Annotated in this window: 20 protein-coding genes; 5 read left to right on the forward strand and 15 right to left on the reverse strand. The window is 67.4% G+C overall.

The window, feature by feature from the left end:
- On the forward strand, nucleotides 1-480 hold a 480-nt coding region (locus VKH46_15740; protein ID HKB72291.1), incomplete at its 5' end, for a hypothetical protein.
- A 12-nt stretch (nucleotides 481-492) separates the two neighbouring features.
- Here VKH46_15740 and VKH46_15745 read toward each other — a convergent pair.
- Nucleotides 493-762, reverse strand: a complete 270-nt coding sequence (locus tag VKH46_15745; protein HKB72292.1) for a hypothetical protein — start codon at nucleotides 760-762, stop codon at nucleotides 493-495.
- 41 nt (nucleotides 763-803) lie between these two features.
- Between VKH46_15745 and VKH46_15750 the strand changes: the two genes are divergently transcribed.
- The 3 genes from VKH46_15750 (at nucleotide 804) to VKH46_15760 (ending at nucleotide 5,056) form a co-directional block, all read left to right on the forward strand.
- A complete protein-coding gene (locus VKH46_15750; protein HKB72293.1) occupies nucleotides 804-3,182 on the forward strand; it encodes a bifunctional YncE family protein/alkaline phosphatase family protein in 2,379 nt (792 codons plus the stop codon).
- A 109-nt stretch (nucleotides 3,183-3,291) separates the two neighbouring features.
- Entirely contained in the window at nucleotides 3,292-3,882 is a 591-nt protein-coding gene (locus tag VKH46_15755) for a LemA family protein (GenBank protein ID HKB72294.1), read from the forward strand.
- A gap of 232 nt (nucleotides 3,883-4,114) precedes the next feature.
- Nucleotides 4,115-5,056, forward strand: coding sequence for a M48 family metalloprotease (locus VKH46_15760; protein ID HKB72295.1), 942 nt, complete (start codon nucleotides 4,115-4,117; stop codon nucleotides 5,054-5,056).
- Between the two features lie 189 nt (nucleotides 5,057-5,245).
- Here VKH46_15760 and VKH46_15765 read toward each other — a convergent pair whose 3' ends face one another.
- The gene (locus tag VKH46_15765; protein ID HKB72296.1) at nucleotides 5,246-6,556 is read right to left on the reverse strand and encodes a PLP-dependent transferase; all 1,311 of its coding nucleotides are present in this window, start codon (nucleotides 6,554-6,556) and stop codon (nucleotides 5,246-5,248) included.
- Between the two features lie 85 nt (nucleotides 6,557-6,641).
- Here VKH46_15765 and folE point away from each other — a divergent pair, with 85 nt between their 5' ends.
- Nucleotides 6,642-7,244: a GTP cyclohydrolase I FolE gene (folE, locus tag VKH46_15770; GenBank protein HKB72297.1), complete on the forward strand. Its 603-nt coding sequence runs from the start codon at nucleotides 6,642-6,644 to the stop codon at nucleotides 7,242-7,244.
- Between the two features lies 1 nt (nucleotide 7,245).
- On the opposite strand, the gene VKH46_15775 is transcribed toward folE, so the two are convergent.
- The 13 genes from VKH46_15775 to VKH46_15835 all read right to left on the reverse strand — a co-directional run.
- Nucleotides 7,246-8,019 carry a helical backbone metal receptor gene (locus tag VKH46_15775; protein HKB72298.1) on the reverse strand — a complete coding sequence of 258 codons (774 nt, stop codon included), beginning with the start codon at nucleotides 8,017-8,019 and terminating at the stop codon, nucleotides 7,246-7,248.
- 171 nt (nucleotides 8,020-8,190) lie between these two features.
- Complete coding sequence (locus tag VKH46_15780; protein HKB72299.1) at nucleotides 8,191-9,642, reverse strand: type IV pilus twitching motility protein PilT; 1,452 nt, start codon at nucleotides 9,640-9,642, stop codon at nucleotides 8,191-8,193.
- Nucleotides 9,642-10,109 carry a hypothetical protein gene (locus tag VKH46_15785; protein HKB72300.1) on the reverse strand — a complete coding sequence of 156 codons (468 nt, stop codon included), beginning with the start codon at nucleotides 10,107-10,109 and terminating at the stop codon, nucleotides 9,642-9,644. The genes VKH46_15780 and VKH46_15785 overlap by 1 nt, the downstream gene beginning before the upstream one ends.
- Nucleotides 10,110-10,211: 102 nt before the next feature.
- Nucleotides 10,212-10,868: a 50S ribosomal protein L17 gene (gene rplQ / locus VKH46_15790; GenBank protein HKB72301.1), complete on the reverse strand. Its 657-nt coding sequence runs from the start codon at nucleotides 10,866-10,868 to the stop codon at nucleotides 10,212-10,214.
- Nucleotides 10,869-10,877: 9 nt separating this feature from the next.
- Nucleotides 10,878-11,861 carry a DNA-directed RNA polymerase subunit alpha gene (locus tag VKH46_15795; protein HKB72302.1) on the reverse strand — a complete coding sequence of 328 codons (984 nt, stop codon included), beginning with the start codon at nucleotides 11,859-11,861 and terminating at the stop codon, nucleotides 10,878-10,880.
- A gap of 16 nt (nucleotides 11,862-11,877) precedes the next feature.
- Nucleotides 11,878-12,504 (reverse strand): 30S ribosomal protein S4, encoded by a 627-nt coding sequence (gene rpsD, locus VKH46_15800; protein ID HKB72303.1) that lies wholly within the window; start codon nucleotides 12,502-12,504, stop codon nucleotides 11,878-11,880.
- Nucleotides 12,505-12,594: 90 nt separating this feature from the next.
- Complete coding sequence (rpsK, locus tag VKH46_15805; protein ID HKB72304.1) at nucleotides 12,595-13,011, reverse strand: 30S ribosomal protein S11; 417 nt, start codon at nucleotides 13,009-13,011, stop codon at nucleotides 12,595-12,597.
- A gap of 9 nt (nucleotides 13,012-13,020) precedes the next feature.
- Complete coding sequence (gene rpsM, locus VKH46_15810) at nucleotides 13,021-13,404, reverse strand: 30S ribosomal protein S13 (protein HKB72305.1); 384 nt, start codon at nucleotides 13,402-13,404, stop codon at nucleotides 13,021-13,023.
- 1 nt (nucleotide 13,405) lies between these two features.
- Nucleotides 13,406-13,519: a 50S ribosomal protein L36 gene (rpmJ, locus tag VKH46_15815; protein HKB72306.1), complete on the reverse strand. Its 114-nt coding sequence runs from the start codon at nucleotides 13,517-13,519 to the stop codon at nucleotides 13,406-13,408.
- A gap of 7 nt (nucleotides 13,520-13,526) precedes the next feature.
- Nucleotides 13,527-13,745: a translation initiation factor IF-1 gene (infA, locus tag VKH46_15820; GenBank protein ID HKB72307.1), complete on the reverse strand. Its 219-nt coding sequence runs from the start codon at nucleotides 13,743-13,745 to the stop codon at nucleotides 13,527-13,529.
- A complete protein-coding gene (gene map / locus VKH46_15825; GenBank protein HKB72308.1) occupies nucleotides 13,742-14,521 on the reverse strand; it encodes a type I methionyl aminopeptidase in 780 nt (259 codons plus the stop codon). Before map ends, infA begins: the two co-directional genes overlap by 4 nt.
- A complete protein-coding gene (locus VKH46_15830) occupies nucleotides 14,518-15,117 on the reverse strand; it encodes an adenylate kinase (GenBank protein ID HKB72309.1) in 600 nt (199 codons plus the stop codon). Before VKH46_15830 ends, map begins: the two co-directional genes overlap by 4 nt.
- The coding region (locus VKH46_15835) for a preprotein translocase subunit SecY (protein ID HKB72310.1) at nucleotides 15,114-15,252 on the reverse strand (139 nt) is incomplete at its 5' end. The genes VKH46_15830 and VKH46_15835, both read right to left, overlap by 4 nt.

Below are 15,252 nucleotides of genomic sequence, written 5' to 3' on the forward strand. Positions count from 1 at the left end.
TTTCCGACCGCATTCAACGAGGACATCGATCGGGAGACCGACCGGCTCTGGGACTGGAAGCATTCCGAACTCGTCTTTTCGGCCGCGAATTTCCTGCGTCACCTCCATCTCCGAAGACACGGGCTGACCGTCCACCATCGACCGCTCCCCCCCGCCCCCGAAGGGTGGTACGACGAGCCGAACAACTTCGACGTCATACGGGGAAGCACGGTGCGCGGGAACGGGTGGGCCGCCTCGGCGGACGGCATCGCCCGTGTGGCCGTCTTCCTCGACGGCCGGGACGTCGGCTCCGCGTCCTACGGAAGCTTCCGCCCCGACGTTCCCCGCGTCAAACCGTACGTGTCGTGCGGGCAGTTCTGCGGGTACCGGTTCCGGATCGACGGCGTCTCCCCGGGGCGGCACACGATCGAGACGCGCTACATGGGCCACGAGGGCGGCACCGCGGCGCCTCCGAAGGTTTCGATCTGGGTTCGGAAGTGAGCGTTTAGGCTCCTATCTCCGGAACTTCGTCCGGAACGCGTTGACGATCGTCTGGGCCTGGTTCAGCCGCTGGAGCTTGCGGTTCTTGCGCTGGAGCGCGTCCATGTCGTCGGGCGCCGGCATGACTCCCCGGATCTCCCGCATCAGCTTGTCCACCTCGGCGAGGAACGACTGGAGCTCGGGCGGCTGGAACTTCTTGAACGTGTGCTCGGAAACGATGATGTACCCCTCCGCGACGTCCTTGGCCATCGACATCGCGGACCCGCCGATGAAAACGCTCACGGGCGGATGATAGCTTCTCCAACGACACGAAAGGAATCGCGATGAGGACTCCGATGCTCGCGGCGTTGGCCGCCGCCTTCGCCGCCGCGTGCACCGCGGTCGCGCCCGCGACGCCCGCCTCGACGCGCCCCGGGCCGCGCCCCGGAGGCGCCGTTCTCCTCCACGACGGCTGGACGATCCGGCCCCTCGGGCGCTCGGTCGACGTCGGGACGTTTCCGATGGCGGTCGTCCCCCTCCCGGGCCATCGGGCCGCCGTGCTGCTGTGCGGGTTCGCGGAGGAAGGGATCGACGTCGTAGACGTGGCCGCCGGAACCCGAACGCGTCTCCGGATGCCGAAGGCCTGGCTCGGACTCGCCGCGTCCGCCGACGGCAAGACGCTCTACGCTTCCGGAGGCGCGGACAACGTCGTGCGCGTCTTCGAGGAAGGATCCGGGGAGTGGAAGGAGGCGGAGCCGTTCCGTCTCGGCCGGCCCGGCGAGCCGATCTTCGCCGCCGGGATCGCCGTCGACGAGGCCCGTGGACGCCTCTATGCCGCGGAGAACCTGGCCAACCGGATCGCCGCGTTCGACCTGGACTCGCGGAGGCTCCTCGCCGAGTATCCCGCGGGATCGGCGCCGTACGAGATCCGCGTCGACGCCGCCGGCGCGCGCGCCTTCGTGTCGAACTGGGGGGATGGGACCGTCTCGGCGATCACGCTCGACGGCTCGGCCGCGACTCGGACGTGGGCCGCCGGATCGCATCCGACCGCCCTCCTTCTCGACGGCAACCGCGTGCTCGTCGCCTGCTCCGCCGACGACCGGGTGACGGCCCTCGACGCGGTGAACGGCCGCGTCCTCTGGAACGCGTCGGTGACGCTGCGCCCCGGCGGACTCGAAGGCACGACGCCGACCTCGCTCGCGCGCGCCCCGGACGGGCGCATCCTCATCGCGAACTCGGACAACAACGACCTCGCCGTGATCGACGCCCGGGGCGAACGGCCGCGCGTCGACGGCTTCCTCCCGGTCGGCCGGTACCCGACGGCGGTCGCGGTCGACGGCGGGACGATCCTCGTCGCCGACGGCAAGGGCTCCGTCACGCGAGCGGCGGCCGACGGACCGCAGCCCACCGATCGGATCCCGGGCTCGCGCACGCCCCGATACGTCCTCGCGCGGCAGACCGGAGACCTGCGGATCATTCCCGCCTCGGAGCTCCGGCGCCTGCCGCAGCACACGGCATCCGTCCTTTCCGGCGTGCCGACTCCACCCGTCGAAAAAATCAGGCCGGCTTTCGCGAAGATCCGGCACGTGATCTACGTCATCCGCGAGAATCGCACGTACGACCAGGTCTTCGGGGACCTCCGGCGCGGAAACGGCGACCCTTCGCTCGTGCTCTTCGGGGAAGAAGTCACGCCCAACGCCCACGCCCTCGCGAGGTCCTTCACGCTGCTGGACAATTTCTACTGCAATGCCGAAGTTTCCGCCGACGGCCACAACTGGTCGGCAGCGGCGTTCGCCAACGACTACGTGGAGAAGACCTACCCGCAGCAGTACAGCCGCCGGCGGGGAGACTACGACTTCGACGGGGGGAATCCGCTCGCGCGGCCCCGGGGCGGGTATCTCTGGGACGCCGCCGAGAAGGCCGGAGTGTCTTTCCGCTCGTACGGCTGGTTCCTCGACCTCGGGGCGAAAGCGCCGACGGCCTCGGTCGGCGGCGTCGCGGGACGGTTCGACGCGGCGTACCGCGGATGGGACCTCTCCTACAGCGACCTCGACCGGATGGACGAATGGCTGCGGGAGTTTCGTGAATTCGAGAAGACGGGGGAGCTGCCCCGCCTCCAGATCGTCTATCTGCCGAACGACCACACGTCCGGCACCACTCCGGGAGCGAGGGAGCCGAAGGCGATGGCCGCGGAAAACGACCTGGCCCTGGGCCGGCTCGTCGACGCCGTCACCCACAGCCGGTACTTCTCCGACACCGCGATCTTCGTGATCGAGGACGACGCCCAGAACGGTCCGGACCACGTCGACTGCCATCGATCGCCGATTCTCGTCGTGTCCCCCTTCACTCCCCGGGGTCGCGTCGATTCGAGGCAATACTCGACCGCCGGGGTCCTCCGGACGATCGAGACGATCCTCTCTCTGTCGCCGATGTCGCAGTACGACGAGGCCGCCGCCCCGCTCGCCTTCGAGTTCTCGGGTCCGTTCGACGCGACGCCCTTCACGGCGCTTCCCGCGAGGGTGCCGCTCGACCGGCGCAACCCGGGCAAGCCGCGTTCCGGCGATTCGGCGCGTCTCGACTTCAGCCGTCCCGATGCCGTTCCCGAAGGGATCCTCAACGATCTCCTCTACCAGGCCGTCCAGGGTCGTCCGAGCCCCGGGATAACCGTGCGCCTCGGCTCCGAGCCCCCTCGGAACGACCCGGACTACGACGACGGGGACTGAGATTCGGGCCAAGCCTCCCCCTCTCCATCTGGAGAGGGGTGGCCGTGAGGCCGGGGTGAGGTTAAACTTCCGGCCATCGATTTCGTAGAACCCTCTGGAGGATAAAGGCATGTTCACCTGCGGTGTGGTCGTCCTGGGCGCGATCGTCGTCCTCCTCTTCTGGGTGATCGCGCGGTACAACGGCCTCGTCACGCTCCGAAATCAGGTCGCCAATGCCTGGAAGCAGATCGACGTCCAGTTGAAGCGCCGGTACGACCTGATTCCGAACCTCGTCTCGGCCGTCAAGGGAGAGATGAAGTTCGAGCAGGACACCCTCGAAAAGGTGATCCAGGCGCGCAACCAGGCGGTCGCGACGGCGCAGAACCCATCGGCCGGCATCGCCGCCCAGGCGCAGTCGGAGAACGCCCTGACGGCGACGCTCTCGCGGTTCATCGGCCTCGTCGAGAACTATCCCAACTTGAAGGCCAACGAGCAGGTTCGGGCGCTGATGGAGGAGCTGACCTCGACGGAAAACAAGATCGGCTTCGCGCGGCAGTTCTACAACGATCTCGCGACGAGCTACAACATCGCGCAGCAGGTCTTCCCGGCGAGCTTCATCGCGTCCACGTTCCACTTCACCCCGGTCGAGCTCTTCCAGATCCCCGAGGGGGAAACCGCCCAGCGGGAAGTCCCGAAAGTCGACCTGAACCTGGGGTCGTAGGGGTGCCCACGATCGATGGGACTGCCGCGGTCGAGCGCGAATCGCCGTTGCTCTGCGACCCACGGCGAATTCTCGCGAGTGAACACGGCTTCCCGAGCAAATCCGCTCGTCGAACCGGCGCCGGCCTGCCGCGCTCGAAGAGGGCGCGGTTCTCGCGCCGAGTTAAGCGGCGCGGAACGCGACCGCTTCAACTCGGCGCCGCCGTCCTCGATGCATCGCCGCGCGAGCACCGATGAAGACCCTTTACGAACGGCAGAAGGACAACCGGTCGAGGACCTTCGTCCTGATCGGGTTCTTCATCGTCTTTCTCGGGTTCCTCGGAGCCGGGCTCGACTTCGCCTTCGTCGGCCGGCAGATCGGATGGCCCGTCGCCACGGTGGGCGCGATCGCGCTCGGCTCGTTCTCGGCGTACTGGAGCCTGCACGGCGGCGACCGCGCGATCCTCGCCTCCACGAACGCCCGCCCGGTCGACCCGGCCAACCCCCGCGAGCGGGTCCTCGACGACGTGCTGGAAGAGATGGCGATCGCCTCCGGGATGCCGAAGCCGAAAGGCTGGGTGATTCCCGACCCGGATCCGAACGCCTTCGCGACCGGCGCCGACCCGGCGCACGCGTCGATCGCCGTCACCGAGGGGCTGCTCGCGATCATGAACCGCGAGGAGCTCCAGGGCGTCGTCTCCCACGAGATGTCGCACGTGAAGGATTACGACACCCGGTACATGACCGTCCTCGCCGCGCTCGCGGGCGCCGTCCTGCTGCTGGCCGCCTGGAGCCGCAACGCGATGTGGTGGAGCGGCGGACGCCGCCGCAACGACCGCGACGGCGGAGGCGGGGTCCTCGTTCTCGCCGTCTGGGTCGTCGCCGCGATTCTCGCACCGATCGTCGCGCAGATCGTCACGCTCGCCGTCTCGCGGCAGCGCGAATACCTGGCGGACGCGACGGGCGCCGAGCTCACGCGCAATCCCCTCGCTCTCGCCTCGGCGCTCGAGAAGATCGGGAGCGCGGCCGCTCCGACGCAGACGATCACCGAGGGCGTGGGCCACCTGTGCATCGAAGATCCCCGCGGCAGCTCGCTTTCCGCCCAGGACACGTTCGCGAGCTGGTTTTCGAGCCACCCGCCGATCGGCAGGCGGATCGCGATTCTTCGGGAGATGGCGCATCAAGTCCGCGCGTAACCGCGCGGACCTGATGAAACCTCACCCCGGACCTCCCGGTCCGTAAACCTCACCCCCTGACCCCCTCTCCAGGTGGAGAGGGGGAAAAGGAGTCGGCGCGGCCTCTTAAGCTCGACTACCCGCCCCTCTCCACCTGGAGAGGGGCAGCCGCGCGAGCGGCGGGGTGAGGTTTCGTCTCGACGGGGCGAGTCAGGCGCGCTCCCCCCGCATACCGCGGTCGAGATGCTCCATCAGCACATCCGCCCCTTCCAGGCCGACCGACAGCCGGACGAGCCCCGGAGAGATGCCCCGCGTCATCCGGTCCTCTTCCGGAACCACGGCGTGAGTCATCGATGCGGGATGCTGGATGTAGCTGATCGCGGATCCCAGCGAAACCGCGAGCTCCATCGGAGTGTCCTTGCGCGCGAAATAGTTCATGAGCGACTCGCCCGCGGGGAATCCGCCCGCGAGCACGAAGGCGATCATCGCTCCGCCGTTGCGCATCTGCTTTCGGACGACGCCGGCATTGGGAAAATCGTCGAACCCCGGATAGTGCACCTTGCGGACGTTCGGATGCCCCCGGAGGAACGAGGCGATCGCCGCGGCGGACTCGCAGGCCGCCTGCTCCCGGATCGCCAGGCTCTGGAGCGTCATTCCGTTCAGCCACGAGTCGAAGGGAGAGGGGGTCGACCCGAGATCCTTGTACCAGGGGAACAGCACTTCCTTGAGGAAGCGGAACGGCCCGAGCAGCGCGCCGCCGATCGACGACGAGTGGCCGTTGACGTACTTCGTCAGAGAGTGGACGATGAAATCGGCGCCGAGCCGGAACGGCTGCTGCAGATACGGTGAGCAGAACGTGTTGTCGACGATCAGGGCCACGCCACGGCGGTCCGTCATTCGGGAGATCGCCTCGATGTCGGCGACCGCGAGCGTCGGGTTCTCGGGCGTCTCGAGGAAGATCGCCCGGATGCGCGGGTTCGCGTCGAGCCGAGCCTCGACCGCGCCGAGATTCGCCATTTCCACCGATTCATAGCCGACGCCGTACTTCCCGAGCCCTCGAAGCAGGGAATCCGTGCATCCATAGATGTTCCCGGCGAGCACCGCGTCGCCGGACCGGAGGAGAGCGAGGAGCAGCGTCGATATCGCCCCCATGCCGGAGCTCGCGATCAAACAGCCGATCGTCGGCTCCCGCTCGTCGACGGCGAGGGCCTTCTCGATGACGTGATGGGCTTCCAGGCGGAACAGCTGGCGCTCGAGATACTCCGTCGTCGGATTCCCGAGCCGCGTGTAGATCCGCGCGAAGGGACGTTCCCCTCCCTTCGCCATGCCGAGAAAGCGGTCGGCGCCGTCCCGCACGTTCTCGAAGGCGAACGTCGACCGCTGGTAGATCGGCGGAAGGCCCCTCCCCGCCGCGATCGCCCGGAAGAGACCCTCCGGAAGCTGGGGCGAAGGATCGCGGACCCACCGCTCCTTGCGGTCCTGCCACCACTCCCAGCCGAAAAATGGCTCTCGTACCGTCATGCCGGGCATCTTAGTGCACGCCGGCGGGCGCGCCGAAGATCAACTTGGATCACGCGGCATTCGCGCCTCCGCTACAATCGCGCCGATGAGCACCGAAACGAACGCCCGCGTTCCCGGCCTGCAGAACGACGACAAGATCGAAGAGATCCGCCAGCACATTCGGTCGATCATCGCCATCCTCGGGCTCGATCCCGACGCCGACCCGAACCTCAAGGACACGGACCGCCGCGTCGCGAAGATGTACCTCGAGATGTTCTCGGGTCTCTCCGAAGGCGCGGAGCCGAACATCACCTGCTTCCCGAACGACGAGGGGTACAGCGCGATGGTGATGGAGAAGGACATCCCCTTCTACTCGATGTGCGCCCATCATTTCGTGCCGTTCTACGGGCATGCCCACGTCGCCTACATCCCGAACGAACGGATCATCGGACTGTCGAAGATGCCCCGGATCGTCGAGTTCTACGCGAAGCGCCCGCAGCTCCAGGAGCGGATGACCGAGCAGGTCGCCGGCTACCTCGAGCAGCGGCTCCGGCCGCAGGGAACGATGGTCGTCCTCGAAGCGCGCCACCTCTGCGTCGAGATGCGCGGGATCAAGAAGCCGGGCGCGACGACCGTCACGTCGGCGCTCCGCGGCATCTTCCTCAACAAGCCGGTCCGGGAGGAGTTCCTCGATCTCCTGAGGCGCTGACTCAGGTCGGCGCCGAAACCGGAGCGTCTCCGGCGCCCGCGGCGCCCCGTCGGCGCGCGATCTCTGACATCAGACGAAGGCCGTCCCGCGTCCGCGCTCCGTGCCAGCAGCAGTCGTCTCCGTCGACGAACTCGATCGGCGTCGAGCGGCCGAACGCGGCCTCGATCGTCGGACGGTGCCGCTCCGAAAACGGAAAGGGCTCGGAGGGAAAGAAGAGCGCGTCCGGGCCGGCGGCCCGGACGCTCGCGGGGGTGACCTCGGGGTAACGAACGCTCTCCGGCGCGAACGCATTGACTCCGCCGGCGTGACGGAAGAGATCGGAGACATACGTGTCGCCCGAGACGGTCATCCACGGGTCCTTCCAGATGAAGTAGACGAATCGGAACGCCGTTGCCGGAGGCGTCGGAATCGCCGCCTCGATCTCCGCGGCGAGGCGGTCCGCCGCTTTCGCGCGCCCGGCCGCGATCCCGAGCTCCCGGACCATGCCCGGGACCTCCGCGACCGTCCGCGGCATCGAAACGTGGACCGCGAACTCCTGCCGGAGGACGGCAATGTCCTCGGCGCGGTTCTCTTCCGCGTTGGCGACGACGAGGTCGGGAGCGAGGATCCGGATACGGTCGAGGTCCGGGTTCTTGGTCCCCCCGACTTTCGGGACCTTTCTCAGGGCCTCTCGCGGCCGGATGCAGTAGCGCGTCACCCCGACCGGCGTCACGCCCAGCTCGACGAGCGTCTCGGTCAGCGAGGGACAGAGCGAGACGATCCGGAGGTCAGCCATCCCGTTTCCCTTCGGGCATTGGCTCCGGTAGACGATGAGGCGCGGCCAGACGTGCCGGAAGACGCGCGCGGAGACCCGGGCCGGCGGGGAAGGCGTACCGGGGCGTACGTTGCGCCCGCCGGCCGGGTCTCCGCGTCCCGTATAACGGTGCGTATGGTCCGCGCCTGCCCATTAGGAGAACTGCGTCGGCAACCCGGCGTTTTTGAACATGCCGACGAGTCCCGTCTTGTCCGTCGCCTTCGTCCACGCCTCCCGGGGCTCCACGAGCTTCTCCTTCACGAGCGTCAGGAGAGCGTCGTTCATCGTCACCATCCCCATCCCCTTCGAGGTCTGCATCACCGACGGTATCTGGAACGTCTTCCCCTCCCGGATCAGGCTCGTCACCGCGTTGTTGACGAGGAGGACCTCGAGGGCGGCCACCCGGCCGCCGCCGATCTTCCGGCACAGGACCTGCGCGATCACCCCTTTGAGAGAATCGGCGAGCATCACGCGGATCTGCTCCTGCTGGTCGGGCGGGAACTGGTCGATGATCCGATCGACCGTGGAGACGGCGGTGGTCGTGTGGAGCGTCCCGAACACGAGGTGCCCGGTCTCCGCCGTCTCGATCGCGATCGCGACCGTCTCGAGGTCCCGCATCTCTCCGACGAGCACGATGTCGGGGTCCTCGCGGAGCGCCGCGCGCAGCGCGTTCTTGAACGACTTCGTGTGCGCGCCCACCTCGCGCTGGTTGACGAGGCACCGGATGTTCGAATGCACGAACTCCACCGGGTCCTCGATCGTGATGATGTGGTCCGTCCGGTTGCGGTTGACGTAGTCGACCATCGACGCGAGCGTCGTCGACTTGCCGGAGCCGGTCGGGCCCGTCACGAGGACGAGCCCCTTCGACAGGGAGCAGAGCTCGAGGATCGACCTGGAAAGACCGAGCGTCTCGGCCGGGATGATCTCGATCGGGATCTGGCGGAACACGGCGCCCGCTCCCTTCCGGTCGCGGAACACGTTCACGCGAAACCGCGCGAGCCCCGGGATCTCGTACGCGAAGTCCGAGTCGCTCTTCTCGTCGAACTCCCGCTTCGCCTTTTCGGAGGCTACCGGGAGCACGAGCCGCTCGATCTCGGCCGAAGAGAGCGGGAGGAACTCGGGGAGGAAGGTCATCTGTCCGTGGACCCGCAGGACCGGCGCGGAATCCGCGGAGAGGTGGACGTCGGACGCCGAACGCTCGATCATCAGGCGAAGCAGGTCGTCGAGCGACGGTACCGCGATGGGAACCGGCGCGGCTTCTCCCTCCTCCGCGGGAGCGGCGACCGGCTCCGGCGGCGGAGAAGGCGCCGCGATCACGGGCCGCTCGGTGTGGCGCACGACCATCGTGACGGTGCCATCGCCCCGCTCGATCGCGACGACGAACGCCTCGAAGCCCGAGACCATCGGGAACTTTCCGGCGCCCTGCGGGGGCACGTCGGGTATCTCGGCGACGAGCGACTCGATGGTCGCGACCGCGAGCGGCTCCCTCCCGAGGTCGAGCCGCTGGCCCTGCCGAAGGATGAAGATCTTCTCGCCCGGGACGAACCGCATTTCTTCGGCTCGCGAGCGGAGGAAGGCGTCGAGGAGCGGGCGCCAGCGCGACATCAGAGCTCGATCCGGGCGATGCGGTCCTTCCGGACGAACACCACCGATTCTTCCCCTTCGAGCGGGACGAACTCCTCCTCCTGGTTGAATGCGTCCGAGACCCGCGAAGACTCCGAGGGAAGGCTCGCGAGGACCGTCCCCTCCACGGCGTCGCCGGTCTCGAGGTAAATCTTCACGAAGTAGATCGCGCCCGGGACGCGCCCGGGCAGGCGGGAAAGGAGGGGGGCCGAGGGGGGCGCCGTCGCGGTCACGATCGCGCCGCGGCCGACGAGGACCGCCTTTCCGTCCGAGGCATGGACCGGCAGGAACCGCCGACGCGCGTTGAAGAACTCGTCCAGAGTCTCCGCTCCGTCGTGGAAGGGCGACGTGCTCGAGAGATGGATCGTCGCCGAGAGGCGCGCGCCGTCGCAGAGCAGGAACCCGACCTCGACCGGCACGGTCGGGACGCGAATGTCGTCGCCTTCCATGATTCCGGCATCATAGCGAATCGGGCAGACCCCTCTGACGAGAAACGAAAGACGCCCGGCCGAAGCCGGGCGTCCGATCGAACCCTTCCCGCGGCCGACGGTCTACTGTCCGCGATTGCCCTTCTTGGTCGTGGAACCGCCCTTGGACTTCCCTTCCTTGGCCGGCTTCGCCGCTTTCGAGGCGGGCTTCGCCGCCTTCGCCGGTTTGGCGGCCTTCGCGGATTTGCCCGACTTCGCGGCCGGCTTGCCCTTCGCCTTCGCGGCGGGAGCCGCTTCCGGCGTCTCCGCCTCGCCCGCCTGAGCTTCCTTCTCCTTCCGGATCGTCTCGACCTTCGAGGAAACCGAGCGGCGCGCGCGCTCCATGGTCGATTCCCTCTTCGGGCCTCGCTCCTTCGGAGTGAACTTGAAGTCGACGAACTCGAGGATCGCCTCCTCCGAGTTGTCTCCCCGGCGGCGGCCCAGATGGAGGATGCGCGTGTACCCGCCCGGCCGGTCCGTGAAGCGAGGCCCGAGCGTGTCGAAGACCTTCTTGACCAGCGTCCGGCTGGGCACCCAGCGGAACACCTTGCGGCGCGCCGGGACCGAGTCGTTCTTCCCCATCGAGACGACCCGCTCGACGAGCGGGCGGAGCTCCTTCGCCTTTTCGAGCGTCGTCGCGATCCTCTCGTGCTCGACCATCGACATCAGCTGGTTGCGGAACATCGCGAGCCGGTGCGAGGTCGACCGGCGGAGCTTCCGCCCGAATCGGTTGTGCTGCATGACCCTTCCCTACTTCTCGATCCCGGCCGGCACGTTGTTCAGGTCCATGCCGAGCGAGAGCCCCATCGAGCGGAGCAGGTCCTTGATCTCGTTCAAGGACTTGCGGCCGAAATTCTTCGTCTCGAGCATCTCCTTCTCCGTCTTCTGCACGAGCTCGCGGATCGTCTTGATCTCCGCGTTCTTCAGGCAGTTCGAGGAGCGAACCGAGAGCTCGAGCTCGTCGACGGACTTGTTCAAGACCTCGTTTAAGTTCTCCGGAAGGTCACGCTCGGCCGCGTGGTCGAACGCCGTGTCGTGCTCGGCGTTGATGAAGATCGTGAGGTGCTCGGTCAGGAGCGTGGCCGCCATGCCGACGGCGTCCTCCGGGGAGACGGTCCCGTCGGTCCAGACCTCGAGGACGAGGCGGTCGTAGTCGGTCTCCTGCCCGATTCGGGCCGCTTCGATGTGGTAATTGACGCGGCGCACCGGGGAGTGGACGGAGTCGATCGGGATGTACCCGATCCCCATGTCCTCGTCGAAGTTGCGGTCCGCGGAGACGTAGCCGCGCCCCCGCGAGAGGCGCATCTCCATCGTGAGGCGCGCGCTCTCCGACAGCGTCGCGATCGGCGCGTTCGGGTCGAGGATCTCGACGTCGGCCGATTCCTCGATGTCCGCCGCCGTGACCTTCCCCTTGCGCTCGACGTCGATGCGGAGGATCTTCTCCTCCTCGGCGAGGAGCTTGAAGGGGATCTGCTTCAGGTTGAGGATGATGTCCGTCACGTCCTCGACGACCCCCGGGATCGACGAGAACTCGTGCAGGACCCCCTCGATCTTGACCGCCGTGATGGCGGCCCCCTCGATCGACGACAGGAGCGCCCGCCGGAGGGCGTTGCCCACCGTCGTGCCGAATCCGCGCTCGAACGGCTGCGCGTAAAACCGGCCGTACGTGGACGTCAGGGTCTCCTGGTCGACCTCGAGGCGCTTGGGTTTCTGAAATCCTTTCCAAAGTCTCATGTGCACTCCTCTGCGCCTACTTCGAATACAGCTCGACGATCAGCTGCTCCTGGATCGGCAGTTTGATGTCCTCGCGGCGGGGCAGGTTCGCGACCTGTCCCTTGAAGTTGTCGGGGTCGAGCTCGAGCCACGCGGGGACCCCGCGCGCCTTCGCCGTCTCGACCGAAGATTTGATGAGCTCGTTGGCGCGGCTCTTGTCCTTGACCGCGATCGACTGCCCCTTCTGAACCAGGAAGGAGGGGATGTTGACCTTGCGGCCGTTGACGGTGATGTGGCCGTGGCGAATGAGCTGCCGCGCCTGGGCGCGGGACGCCGCGAATCCGAGCGAAAACACCACGTTGTCCAGCCGGCGCTCGAGCTGCTGCAGGAGGTTCTCGCCGGTGATCCCCTTCATGGAGTTCGCGCGCTTGAACGCGAGCTGGAACTGGGACTCGAGCAAGCCATAGATCCGCTTGACCTTCTGCTTCTCGCGGAGCTGGATGCCGTACCCGAGGAGCTTGCTGCGGCGCTTCCCGTGCTGGCCGGGAGGGAAGTTGCGGCGCTCGACCGCGCACTTGTCCTTGAAGCACCGGTCGCCCTTGAGGAAGAGCTTCATCCCTTCCCGCCGGCACAGCCGGCAGACCGATTCACGATATCGAGCCAATGGAAAACCTCCGTTGCGGACCGCCGCGTTTCTTTTGCGTCCTTCCTCCCGATCGGCGGTCCCGGATCGGTTTACGGACGAGCCGCCGGTTCAGACCCGGCGGCGTTTTCGGGGACGGCAGCCGTTGTGCGGGATCGGCGTGACGTCCTTGATCGATTTGATGTCGATCCCGCTCGCCTGGATCGCGCGAATCGCCGATTCGCGTCCCGCGCCGGGACCCGTGACCCGCACGTCGACCGTGCGAACGCCGTGCTCGCGGGCGATCGTCGCGGCGTTGGTCGCGGCGAGCTGCGCCGCGAACGGCGTTCCCTTGCGCGACCCCTTGAAGCCGATCCGGCCGGCGGACGACCAGGAGAGCACTCCGCCCTCGTGGTCGGCGATCGTGATGATCGTGTTGTTGAAGGAGGCCTGCACGAGCACCGTGCCGTGCGGGACGTTCTTCTTCTCTTTCTTTCCGCCTTTGAACTTCTTGCCGGCGGGTTTCTTCGCGGTGGTCGTTTCGGCCATGGCCCTTCCTTACTTCTTCGTCGCTTTTTTCTTGCCGGCGATCGTCTGCTTGCGCGGTCCCTTGCGGGTCCGGGCGTTCGTGTGCGTCCGCTGGCCGCGGACCGGCAGGTTGCGGCGGTGCCGCATCCCGCGATAGGAGCCGATGTCCATGAGACGCTTGATGTCCATCGAGGTCTCCTTCCGGAGGTCGCCCTCGACCTTGTGCCCGTCCTGGATCGACTTCCGGATGCGCGAGACTTCCTCTTCCGAGAGGTCCTTGACGCGCGTGTTCGGATTGACGTCGGCCTCCCCCAGAATGGAGTTCGACTTCGAACGGCCGATCCCGTAGATGTAGGTCAGCCCGATTTCCACCCGCTTGTTCAGCGGCAGATCGATTCCCGCGATTCGTGCCATCTCAGCCCTGCCTCTGTTTGTGCTTGGGGTTTTCGCAGATCACCCGCAGCACGCCGCGGCGGCGGATCATCTTGCATTTCGTGCAAATCTTCTTGACGGACGCCCGAACTTTCATCGTCTTCTCACTTGTAGCGGTAGATGATCCGCCCCCGGGTCAGATCGTAGGGGGAGAGCTCCACCAGAACCTTGTCTCCCGGCAGGATCCGGATGAAGTTCTTCCGCATCTTGCCGGAGATGTGCGCGAGGACCTGGTGCTGGTTCTCCAGCTCCACCCGGAACATCGCGTTGGGCAGCGGCTCGAGCACCGTTGCCATGACCTCGATCGCCTCTTCCTTCGTCACGCCGACACCGCCGACGCGAGTCGCTCGAGCTGGCCCATTCCCAGCACGACGGGGCCCCGATCGCGAATCGCGATCGTGTCCTCGAAGTGCGCCGACCATTTGCCATCCTGGGTCTTGACGGTCCACCCGTCCCGCTGGATCGACACGCGGGACGTCCCGAGGTTCAACATCGGCTCGATCGCAATGACCATTCCTTCCTTCAGCACCGGTCCCCGCCCGCCGGGGCCGTAATTGGGCACCTGCGGCTCCTCGTGGAGCGCGGTCCCCACGCCGTGGCCGACGAACTCCCGAACGATGCCATAACCGCGGGGAGCCGCAAATTCTTCCACCGCCGCGCCGATGTCGGAGATCCGCCGGCCAGGACGCGCGGCCTCGATCGCCCGCGCGAGGGCCTCCCGGGTGTCCGCCAGCAGCCGGGCGGCTTCCGGGCGCACCTTTCCGACCGGGAAGGAGCGCGCGGCGTCGCCGAAATACCCTTCGACCACCGCGCCGCAGTCGATCCCCACGATGTCCCCCGCGACGAGCTTGCGCTTGCCCGGGATCCCGTGGACGACCTCGTCGTTGACCGAGACGCAGAGGGTCTTCGGGTATCCGCGGTATCCGACGAAAGCCGGCCGCGCACCGGCGTCGCGGATCACCTTCTCGGCGATGCGGTCGAGCTCGTCGGTCGTGACTCCCGGGGCGATCGCCTTCGCGGCCGCGTCGATCGCCTCGTGGACGATCGCGCAGGCGCGATCCATGCGCTTGAGCTCGTCGAAGCCGCGCAGGGTGATCACGAACGGACCTCCGCGGGGCGGGCGCCGCCCGGGCGGGCCGCCAGGGCGTCCTCGATCCTCCGCGAGACCTCGCCGATCTCCCCCAGGCCGTCGACGGTCACGAGCCGTCCCTTCTTCTCGAACCAGGAAACGAGCGGAGCCGTCTTCTCCCGATACACGCGCAGGCGCTCCCGGATCGTCTCGGGATTGTCGTCGGCGCGCCCCTCGTTCTTCGCCCGCCCCGCCATGCGCTCGACGAGCTTCCCCTCGTCGACGTCGAGGTTGACGACGGCGTCGACCGAGAGCCCGCGCTCGGCGAGCATACGGTCGAGCGCCTCGGCCTGGCCGCTCGTCCGCGGGAAGCCGTCGAGGAAGAACCCGTGGACGCAGTCCGGCCGGGCGATCCGTTCCCGGATGAGGTCGACGATCACGGCGTCGGGAAGGAGCTCGCCCGCTTCCATGATCTTCTTCGCCTTGAGCCCCAGCGGCGTCCCCTCGGCGGCCGCCTGCCGCAGCATGTCCCCCGTCGAGATCTGGGGCACGCCCTGCCGGGCCGCGAGGCGGCTCGACTGGGTTCCCTTCCCCGCTCCGGGCGGACCCAGGAAGATCGCGATCACGAGCGGCGCCCCCGGACGCGCGACTTCTTCAGGAACCCGTCGTAGTGCCGCATCACGAGCTGAGACTCGATCTGGTTGACCGTGTCCATGGCGACGCCGACGACGATCAGGAGCGAAGTGCCGCCGAAGTAGAAG

This window comes from Thermoanaerobaculia bacterium, from assembly GCA_035260525.1.
In the GTDB taxonomy this organism is placed as follows: domain Bacteria; phylum Acidobacteriota; class Thermoanaerobaculia; order UBA5066; family DATFVB01; genus DATFVB01.

Coding starts and splice junctions, on each gene's coding strand:
- rpsK (HKB72304.1), bottom strand. CDS start 13,011: ATGGCCGAAACGACCACCGCGAAGAAACCCGCCGGCAAGAAGTTCAAA.
- VKH46_15795 (HKB72302.1), bottom strand. CDS start 11,861: ATGAGACTTTGGAAAGGATTTCAGAAACCCAAGCGCCTCGAGGTCGAC.
- VKH46_15785 (HKB72300.1), bottom strand. CDS start 10,109: ATGGAAGGCGACGACATTCGCGTCCCGACCGTGCCGGTCGAGGTCGGG.
- VKH46_15760 (HKB72295.1), top strand. CDS start 4,115: ATGAAGACCCTTTACGAACGGCAGAAGGACAACCGGTCGAGGACCTTC.
- VKH46_15755 (HKB72294.1), top strand. CDS start 3,292: ATGTTCACCTGCGGTGTGGTCGTCCTGGGCGCGATCGTCGTCCTCCTC.
- folE (HKB72297.1), top strand. CDS start 6,642: ATGAGCACCGAAACGAACGCCCGCGTTCCCGGCCTGCAGAACGACGAC.
- rplQ (HKB72301.1), bottom strand. CDS start 10,868: ATGCAGCACAACCGATTCGGGCGGAAGCTCCGCCGGTCGACCTCGCAC.
- VKH46_15750 (HKB72293.1), top strand. CDS start 804: ATGAGGACTCCGATGCTCGCGGCGTTGGCCGCCGCCTTCGCCGCCGCG.
- VKH46_15765 (HKB72296.1), bottom strand. CDS start 6,556: ATGACGGTACGAGAGCCATTTTTCGGCTGGGAGTGGTGGCAGGACCGC.
- VKH46_15780 (HKB72299.1), bottom strand. CDS start 9,642: ATGTCGCGCTGGCGCCCGCTCCTCGACGCCTTCCTCCGCTCGCGAGCC.
- rpsM (HKB72305.1), bottom strand. CDS start 13,404: ATGGCACGAATCGCGGGAATCGATCTGCCGCTGAACAAGCGGGTGGAA.
- rpmJ (HKB72306.1), bottom strand. CDS start 13,519: ATGAAAGTTCGGGCGTCCGTCAAGAAGATTTGCACGAAATGCAAGATG.
- VKH46_15775 (HKB72298.1), bottom strand. CDS start 8,019: ATGGCTGACCTCCGGATCGTCTCGCTCTGTCCCTCGCTGACCGAGACG.